This is a genomic window from Streptantibioticus silvisoli, from assembly GCF_027947535.2.
Lineage (GTDB): Bacteria > Actinomycetota > Actinomycetes > Streptomycetales > Streptomycetaceae > Streptantibioticus_C > Streptantibioticus_C silvisoli.
In genome coordinates this window covers 284,729-293,377 of sequence record NZ_JAAGKO020000002.1, presented here as the reverse complement: position 1 = coordinate 293,377, position 8,649 = coordinate 284,729, and the positions used below count along the sequence as shown (strand labels likewise).

Genomic DNA, 8,649 nt, shown 5'->3' with positions numbered 1-8,649 from the left:
GGGGTGCTTTTCGGCGGCGGGGCGGGTGGCGGGGGCGGAGGTGCTCTTCGGCGGCGCGGGGGCGGGTGGCGGAGGCGGCGTCGGGGCGGGCAACGGCGGCGGGGCGGGGGCCGGGCGGTCAGGTGGTGTCGGCGATGCTGCTGGTCGTACGCCGTTGCAGCAGGGTGAAGGCGGCGATCACCAGGAACAGGACCAGGGCCAGCGAGGCGCCGTAGCCGGTGTGGCCGATGACGGCGAACCCCTCCTGGTAGACGAGGTAGCTCAACGTGGTGGTCGCGTAGACCGGTCCGCCGCGGGTCATCTCGTAGAACTGGGTGAACGCCTGGAGCGACATGATGCTGGTGATGATCACCACGAAGACCGTCACCGGGCGCAGCTGCGGCCAGGTGATGTGCCAGAACTCCTGCCAGGCGTTGGCGCCGTCCACCCGGGCCGCCTCGCCCATCTCGGGGGAGATGACCGCCAGCCCGCCGAGGAAGAGCATCATCGTGAAGCCCACCTCGTGCCACAGGCTGTAGATGATGATGGCCGGCATGGCCAGCGAAGGCGACTGGAACCACTGCGGGTTGCCCAGGTGCAGTGCCTTGAGCACGGTGTCGATCAGGCCGAACTGCGGGTTGAAGATGAAGATCCAGGCGATCGAGGTGGCCACCACCGGTGTCGCGTACGGCGCGAAGATGGCCACCCGGGAGGCGGTGATCAGCCGTCCGCCGCCCTGCACCAGCAGCGCCAGGGCCAGCGAGATCACCGTGCCGCCGATGACCATGCCGCCGGTGAAGTACAGCGAGTGCCAGGTGCTCGACAGGAACGACGGCGAGTCGCCGGCGAACAGGTTGCGGTAGTTGCCCAGCCCGATGAACTGCGACATCGAGGTGTTGAGGCTGTTCCACCGGAAGAAGCTGACGTACACGGTGTACGCGGTCGGCACGATGGTGAACACCGCGAAGATGATCAGCGCGGGCGCGGTGTACAGCCAGCCCATCCGGCTCTGCCGGAGCCGCGCTATCCGGCGCCCCGGGGCCGGACCGCCCGTGCGGGGCACGCGGCCGCCCGGGCCGGTCCCGTCCGCCTCGGCCGGCCGGCCCGACGTGGCCGCGGCAGCGGCTCCTTGTGACATCGTTCTCGACACCCCACGCTCAACTGCTGTCGGACCCAGATCGCTTGGAGGGCGGAACCCATCGTTCCCTTCCCCCGGGGACCGTCCGGCGGATCGGCCGCGAACAGCTAAACGCGCGTAGATATCAGCCAGGCAACCATCCGAACAACTTTGCATGACATGCTGGCGGTTGATCATGATCATATGAAATTCTGAAAGGCTGGGCGCACTCTCATCGCCTCCCTCTCGCCGACTCCTCTTGAACGGCCGTTAACCCGCGCTTGGAGAGGTGTTGACCAAGTGGCGGTGGGGGTTGGTGGGGTGCGGTCGGCGGTGCGGCGGCTGGACGGTGCGGCCGGTCGACGGCAGGGTGCGGCGGCTGGACGGCGCCGTGGCTGACGGGGGTTGGCGTGGTTGGCGGACGATGGCGTGGCTGACGCGGCAGGTTGACGCGACGGTGCGGTGCCTGGCCGGTGCGGCCGGTCGACGCGGCGGTGCGGTCGCTGGGCGGCACCGCGACTGACGGACGGGGGCGTGGTCGACGGCGGTGACGCGGCCGGACGGTGACGTGGCCCGACGGTGGCGTGGCCCGACGGTGGCGTGGCCGGCGGAGCCACCGGCTCTGACGTGCCGGGACGGGAACGCCCTTACGCCTCGCGGGAGTCGATGACGCGGCGGATCTTGCCGACGGAGCGTTCCAGCGTCTCGGGATCGACGACCAGGACGTCCGCGGAGACGCCTATCCGGTCCTTGATCTCGGCGGCGATGGCGGTGGCGGCGCGGTCGCGGTCGTCGGGGGTGGCGCCGGGGCGGGCCTCGACGTGCACCGCGAGCTGGTCGAGCCGGGCCGGGCGGGTGAGATGGAGCGTGAAGTGCGGCGCGACGGCGGGGGTGCGCAGCACGATCTCCTCGATCTGGGTGGGGAAGAGGTTGACCCCGCGCAGGATGATCATGTCGTCACTGCGGCCGGTGATCTTCTCGATGCGGCGGAACGCCGGCCGGGCGGTGCCGGGCAGCAGCCGCGTCAGGTCCCGGGTGCGGTACCGGACGACCGGCATCGCCTCCTTGGTCAGCGAGGTGATGACCAGTTCGCCGCTGTCCCCGTCGGCCACCGCCCCACCGCTGAACGGGTCGACGGTCTCCGGGTAGAAGTGGTCCTCCCACAGGTGCGGTCCGTCCTTGGTCTCCACGCACTCCGACGCGACGCCGGGCCCCATGACCTCCGACAGTCCGTAGATGTCGACCGCGTGCAGCCCGGCCCGGGTCTCCAGTTCCTGGCGCATCGCCTCGGTCCACGGCTCGGCGCCGAAGATCCCGGTGCGCAGCGAGGACGTGCGCGGGTCGACGCCCTGCCGGTCGAACTCGTCGAGCAGGGTGAGCATGTACGAGGGGGTGACCATGATGATGTCGGGCTCGAAGTCCTGGATCAGCTGGACCTGGCGGGCGGTCATGCCGCCGGAGGCCGGGACGACCAGGCAGCCGGCCCGTTCGGCGCCGTAGTGCGCGCCGAGGCCGCCGGTGAACAGCCCGTAGCCGTAACCGACGTGCACCCTCTGCCCGGCCCGGCCGCCGGCCGCGCGGATGGAGCGGGCCACCAGGTCGGACCAGCGGGAGATGTCGCCCTCGGTGTAACCGACCACCGTGGGGCGCCCGGTGGTGCCGGACGACGCGTGCACCCGCCGCACCTGGGACGTCGGCACGGCGAACGCGCCGAACGGGTAGTACTCGCGCAGGTCGGCCTTGGTGGTGAACGGGAAGTGCGCGAGGTCGGCCAGGCTCCGGCAGTCCTCGGGCCGGACGCCGGCGTCGTCGAACTTGCGGCGGTACATCGGCGAGTGGTCGTACGCGTGCCGCAACGTGGCCTGCAAACGGCGCAGTTGGAGGTCGAGCAGCTCCTCGCGGGTCAGCCGCTCCCCCGCGTCCAGCAGTTCCCGCGGCGGCCCGTCGCCCAGCCGGCGCCCGGCGCTCACGACGCGACTCCGTCCGAGCCGGCGGGATCGGCGGGTTCGGCGGACGCGGGGCTGTCCGGGGTGAGGGGCGCCGCACCGGAGGCTTCGGGTGCGGCGCCGGGGGCGGCGGACTCCGCGCCGGGCGGTTCGGGCACGGCACCGGCCGCGATCACCTCGTCCCCCGAAGAGCCGGCGTCCACCCCGTCCCCGGAAGTCCCGGCGGCCGGCGGGGTCGGGCGCAGGGCGCGGCTGCGGCCGCGGAACTCGGCGACGACCTCGTCGCCGCGCCGGACGGTGACGTCGTAGATGCCGCTGCGGCCGGACCTGCCGCGTTCGGCGGCGGTGGCGGTGAGGGTGTCGCCGAGCCGGGCGGGAGTGAGGAAGTCGATGGCGGCGCCGGCCGCGACGGTGACGGGTCCGTGGCTGTTGCAGGCGCAGGCGAACGCGGAGTCGGCGAGCAGGAACAGGAAGCCGCCGTGAGCGATGCCGTGGCCGTTGACCATCGTGTCGGCCACCGTCATCCGGACCGTCGCGGCGCCGTCGCCGGCCGCGAGCAGCTCGATCCCGAGCCCCCGGGACGCACGGTCCGCGGCGAACATCTCCTGCGCCGGTCCTGCCATGTCGCACCACCTCGTACGCCGAGCCGCGGCAGCGAACCGACCGATCATTCGGTCACCCGCGACGAGATCAAGTAATCCAGTACCCGCACTCGCTGTCAAGACATCCCCAGAGGTAATCGACCGACCTCCAGGTTGACGCGGAACGCCCGACGACGCGCGGAAACCCGCCCTGACGTCGTTACTTCCCATGGGGAACTAGGAGACCTTGCGGGTTACTAGGGCGAGACGGGTAGCTTCAGTGCGTCGGCGTGCCCCTTCCCGGTGCCGTCGGCACGACGGCCCCGCGACGAGGAGAGAGCCATGACCACCACCCCCACCATGCGCGCCATCACCCAGGACACCCTCGGCGGCCCCGAGGTGCTGCGGCTCGCCGACGTGCCGCGTCCCGACCCGCTGCCCACCGAGGTGGAGGTCCGGGTGCACGCGGCCGGCGTCAACCCGGTGGACTGGAAGACCCGGGAGGGCGGCGGCATGGCCGGCGTGCTGGGCGAGCCGCCGTTCATCCTCGGCTGGGACGTCTCCGGCGTCGTCGAGCGCGTCGGCTTCGGGGTGACCGGCGTGGCGGTCGGCGACGAGGTGTACGGGATGCCGTGGTTCCCCCGGCAGGCCGGCGCCTACGCCGAGTTCGTGACCGCGCCGTCGCGGCAGTTCGCCCGCAAGCCGGCCTCCGTCGACCACGTGCGGGCCGCCGGGGTGCCGCTGGCCGCGCTGACCGCCTGGCAGGCGCTGACCGACGCCGCCCGGGTCCAGCCGGGGCAGCGGGTGCTGGTGCACGCGGCGGCCGGCGGCGTCGGGCACTTCGCCGTGCAGTTCGCCCGGCACCTGGGCGCCCACGTCACCGGTACCGCGCGGGCCGCCAAGCACGACTGGGTGCGCGAACTGGGCGCCGAGGAGGTGATCGACTACACCACGACCCGTTTCGAGGACGCCGTCAAGGACGTCGACGTGGTGATCGACCTGGTCGGCGACGGCCACGACCGCACCAGCACCCGCTCGCTGGACGTGCTGCGGCCCGGCGGCACGCTCGTCGCGGTGCCCTCCGGCGTCTCCGGGGACCTGCTCGACCTGGCCAGGACGCGCGGCCTGCGGGCCACCGGCTTCCTGGTCGAGCCGGACGGCGCCGCGCTCACCGCGATCGCCGGCCTGATCGACGGCGGCAGGGCCGTCGTCGGCGTCGACGACGTGCTGCCGCTCGCCGAGGCCGCCGAGGCCCACCGCCGCGGCGAGCAGGGCCGCACCCGCGGCAAGCTGGTCCTGCGGGTGGCCGGCTGACGTCCCCGCCCCGCCCGCCGGCGCATGCGGCGTGCGGCGGGCGGGGCGGATCGCCGCACGGGGTTCGACGAGTCACCCGGCGGCACGTCACGTACCGAATTTCGTACGGCAATCGAGCAGCAACACCACCTGACCGCCTAGCGTTGGCCGGTAATTCCGTACGAACGAGAGGCCAGCAGTGGAATCGTCCAGCTCTGATACGACGCGGACGCCCGGGGTCGGATTCGCCCCCGACGAGGTGATCACCGACCAGCCGACGCGGTCCGCCCGGCTGAAGTGGGTCATCGTGGTCGACCGGACCGTGCCGGCCGGCCAACTGGCCAACGCGGTCGCCTGCGTCGCCGCCAGCACCGGGCAGGCCGTGGCCAACCTCATCGGCCCGGCCGGCCCCGACGCCGCCGGCCACCTGCACCCCGGCCTGCCGTGGGCGGGGTGCAGCGTCCTCGCCGCCGACCCCGGCGAACTCGCCGAGGTCCGCGAGAAGGCCGCCGCCAGCGACGGCGTCCTGGTCGCCGACATGCCCGTGCTCGCCCAGCGCACCCTGGTCTACGACGACTACCTCGCCGGGCTCGCCGGCACCGGGGCCGCCGACCTCCAGGTGCGCGCCATCAGCGTGGTCGGACCGCGCAACAAGGTCGGCAAGCTGGTCAAGCGGCTCGAACTCCTGCCGTAGCCACGGCCGTCGACGCCACCGGCCGTCCGCCGGCCCGGGCTCTCGAGACCGGCGGCCGCACACCGGCAGGCCCCTGTCGCGTCGTTCACGTCATCAGGGGCCTGTCGCCGTGCGGCACCGGCTAGCGGGTGGAGTGCTTCCCGCGCCGGATGGCGAGCGTCGCGGCGAGCCCCAGAAGGCATATGACGGCGCCGATGATCACGTTGTTCCAGATCATTCCGGTGTCCGGGAAGCGGGTGACCACCCAGGGCGAGACGATCAGCCAGATCCCCACGCCGGTCGCCGCGAGGGACATGCCCCGCATGCGCTGCGGTGCCATGCTCATCCCGACGCCGATCAGCGCCACCGCGAGCCCGAGGATCAGGTTGTTGATCATCAGGTCGTTGCGGGCCCCGGAGAAGTGGACGACCCACGGCGAGATGGCGGCGTACAGACCGGCCATCACCACCAGCCCGTCGACAGCCACTTCACCCCGGCCCGCCTCCACCCGGGCGTACCGCGCCCGCATCTCGGATGCGTCGGGGTGGCTGGAAAGATCGCTCGCGTGGTGCGAGACATCGCCGCCCATACGTCTCATCTCCTTCGCTGTGCGCTCCGTGACGTGCGCGATCCGGCGCCACCGCGCACAGCCGTGATCCGACCTCACGCGGCAACAGGGACCGCACAGTCCATTGTGCCTTCTCCTTGCCATAACGGAAATACCCGCCAAAAAGGTCCGATAACCTGTTCGAGGCTGCCAGCTGTTCCCCGTCCGCGGATCACCCGCTGACCGGCCCCCGCCGTGCGGCGCCTCGGACCGCCGGGACCCACGCCAACCGGCGCCGGGCTCCGCGACGTTGGCCGGCGGCGGAGGTCGACCGTCAGGTCCCGCGCCGGGACGTGCCCCCCGACCTGGCGATTTCGCCCACCCGCCGACGGTCCGGCCGCGCTCCCCCACGCACGCCGTCCCGGCCCGGCCGGCCGCTCCCGGCTCCCCGGCTCCGCAGCGCCGCCACTCCGCAGCCCCGACCCCGACCCCGGCCCTGCCATCCCCCCGCGGCCGCCTTGTCCGGCCGCCCGGACCGTTCCCGTGGGACCCCATGGGGGCGGGTGGCGGGCCGCCTGCCAGGATCGGACCGGGGACACAGGGAACGACCGACAGTGCGGAGCCTGAGCGTGCGCGAGCGGAACGATGGCCGGCGCGGGAGGAGCGGCCGGGGCGACCGCCCGGTCGGACGGCTGATCGCGGCCATGCCGGCGGAGCGTGCCGTCCTGCTGGAGCGCGGCGCCGGGCTGAGCCCGCGCGAGCTGCGGGAGCTGGCGGCGACCGAGGAGGGCGAGCGGCGGGTACGCGCCCTGCTGACCGCCCCGGCGCCCGGTCCGCTGGACGTGGTGCCGCTGGACGCCTCCGCGATGGATCAGCTGCTGGACGCGCTGGGCGAGGACAACCGGGCGGCGCTCGCGGCCCGTCATCTCGACCTCGACGTACTGCGGCGGATGTGCGCGATTCCGGAGGGCCTGGCGTTCGTGCGCGCCCTGGTGGCGCCCCCGGCGCTCGTGGCGTACCCGGAGGTGCTGCCGGACCGGCCGCAGCCCCCGGCGACCGGGCGGCGGGTGGCGACGGCGTGGCTGCTGGTGGTGGCCGGGGCGCTCGCCGGGGTGGCGCTGTGCATGGGGATCAGCGCGCTGATCGGCGGTGCCGCGTTCCTCGTCGGCATCATCTATCTGATCTTCGGACTGACGATCTTGTTCCTCAAGGTGCCGGAGACCCGCGGTCAGAGCCCGGCGGCCGGCCTGGTGGCGCTGGCGTTCTCGGTGCTGATGGTCGTCGCCTCGTTCAGCGTCAGCGACTGGTACCTGGCGGTCCGCGGCGTACCGGAGCACGTGACGGTGGTCCCGCCCGCGCACTACCGGGAACGCGGCGGCGACGTACCGGTGTGCCAGGTGCGGTACGCCGACGGGTTGGTGCGGCGGGTCGCCACCAACGACGCCGGATGCGCGCAGCACGACGTGGGCAGCCGCACGACGGTGATGACCGACCCGGCGGGGTGGTTCGCCCCGCACCTGGGTACCGCGGCGGACCTGAACCTGGCCGAGACCGGCAGCGTGGCCGGGGCGGCCGGCGCCCTGCTGGTGATCGCGCCGCTCAGCGTGGTCGTCATGGCGGCGGCGGACCGCAGGAGGAGGGGGACCCGCGGTGACGCGTGACGAGGGCGCGACGTCCGCCGGCCTGTCGGCCGACGAGGCGGCGATCCTGGGGGAGTTCGGCTACGACTCGCGTTACGTGGCGAGGTTCGCCCGCCGCCGGGACGGGCCGCGGCGGCTGGCGGAGATGGTGCCGCTGGCGCGGGCCGGGCTGCTGCCGTTCCGTGAGACCCCTTCGCCGGTCTCCATCGCGTCGTACCGGCGCCCGCCGGCGGGGTCGGCGGCCCTGCGCGGGTGCCTGCTGTCGTGGCTGGCGCTGGTCGTCGTGGCGGCGCTGGTCGTGGTGCTGAGCGTCGGCGCGGTGGTGCTGCTCTCCCGTGTACAGGGCGAACGCGGTGCGTATTACGGCACGATGATGCCGTGGTGGGCGGCGGCACTGCTGGTGGCCGTACCGCTGGCGGTGCTCGACGCGCTGGCCCGGTGGCGCGGACCGCGCGCGGTGTGGGGCGAGGCCGGCGAACACGCCGGCCTGCTGCCGTCCCTGCTCGGGCTGCGCCCGGTACCGCCCGGCGTACAGGAGCTGGCGTGCCTGCCGCTGCTGACGCTGATCCCGTTGTGCGTCGCGCAGCAGAACGCGCGGGTGCCGGTGATCGTCCCGCTGGAACTCGCCGCGGTACTCCTGCTGGGGGCGTGTGCCCTCACCATGGTGCTGATCGGCGGCCTGGTACCGGTGGTGGCGCTGGTCGCGGCGTGGGCCGGCTGGGCGTGGATCGCGCTGCGCGGCCCGAGCGGCTGGGCGACGCTGGCGCTGCTGGGCGTGACGGTGGTCATCGGCGTGCCGTACTGCGCGCGCATGGTGCGCCGGGTCAACGGCGGTTGACGGCACGGTGTCGTGACGGGCGACGGCGAGGGCCC

Annotated in this window: 7 protein-coding genes and 1 pseudogene; 4 read left to right on the top strand and 4 right to left on the bottom strand. The window is 73.4% G+C overall.

The features are described from left to right. Window positions 1–118 precede the first annotated feature (118 nt). From POF43_RS02855 to paaI, 3 genes and pseudogenes are all read right to left on the bottom strand, one after another. A complete protein-coding gene (locus tag POF43_RS02855) occupies window positions 119–982 on the bottom strand; it encodes a carbohydrate ABC transporter permease (RefSeq protein ID WP_271318097.1) in 864 nt (287 codons plus the stop codon). Window positions 983–1,743: 761 nt separating this feature from the next. Further along, complete coding sequence (gene paaK / locus POF43_RS02850; protein ID WP_271322863.1) at window positions 1,744–3,066, bottom strand: phenylacetate--CoA ligase PaaK; 1,323 nt, start codon at window positions 3,064–3,066, stop codon at window positions 1,744–1,746. 215 nt (window positions 3,067–3,281) lie between these two features. Then, window positions 3,282–3,665 (bottom strand): annotated as a pseudogene (gene paaI, locus POF43_RS02845) (hydroxyphenylacetyl-CoA thioesterase PaaI); the annotation flags it as partial. Between the two features lie 300 nt (window positions 3,666–3,965). On the opposite strand from paaI, the gene POF43_RS02840 reads away from it, so the two are divergent. After that, entirely contained in the window at window positions 3,966–4,937 is a 972-nt protein-coding gene (locus POF43_RS02840) for an NADP-dependent oxidoreductase (RefSeq protein WP_271318006.1), read from the top strand. Window positions 4,938–5,115: 178 nt separating this feature from the next. Then, complete coding sequence (locus tag POF43_RS02835; RefSeq protein WP_271322862.1) at window positions 5,116–5,610, top strand: DUF2000 domain-containing protein; 495 nt, start codon at window positions 5,116–5,118, stop codon at window positions 5,608–5,610. 121 nt (window positions 5,611–5,731) lie between these two features. On the opposite strand, the gene POF43_RS02830 is transcribed toward POF43_RS02835, so the two are convergent. Beyond that, window positions 5,732–6,178, bottom strand: a complete 447-nt coding sequence (locus tag POF43_RS02830; RefSeq protein WP_271318008.1) for an SPW repeat protein — start codon at window positions 6,176–6,178, stop codon at window positions 5,732–5,734. Window positions 6,179–6,840: 662 nt separating this feature from the next. Between POF43_RS02830 and POF43_RS02825 the strand changes: the two genes are divergently transcribed. Both POF43_RS02825 and POF43_RS02820 read left to right on the top strand, forming a co-directional pair. Further along, window positions 6,841–7,797, top strand: coding sequence for a hypothetical protein (locus POF43_RS02825; protein ID WP_271322861.1), 957 nt, complete (start codon window positions 6,841–6,843; stop codon window positions 7,795–7,797). Next, window positions 7,787–8,614, top strand: a complete 828-nt coding sequence (locus tag POF43_RS02820; RefSeq protein WP_271317554.1) for a hypothetical protein — start codon at window positions 7,787–7,789, stop codon at window positions 8,612–8,614. Before POF43_RS02825 ends, POF43_RS02820 begins: the two co-directional genes overlap by 11 nt. Window positions 8,615–8,649: the final 35 nt, after the last annotated feature.

Excerpts from the sequence above, each read along its gene's own strand:
- POF43_RS02830 (WP_271318008.1), bottom strand. The coding sequence starts at position 6,178 with ATGGGCGGCGATGTCTCGCACCACGCGAGCGATCTTTCCAGCCACCCC.
- POF43_RS02825 (WP_271322861.1), top strand. The coding sequence starts at position 6,841 with ATGCCGGCGGAGCGTGCCGTCCTGCTGGAGCGCGGCGCCGGGCTGAGC.
- POF43_RS02855 (WP_271318097.1), bottom strand. The coding sequence starts at position 982 with ATGGGCTGGCTGTACACCGCGCCCGCGCTGATCATCTTCGCGGTGTTC.
- POF43_RS02840 (WP_271318006.1), top strand. The coding sequence starts at position 3,966 with ATGACCACCACCCCCACCATGCGCGCCATCACCCAGGACACCCTCGGC.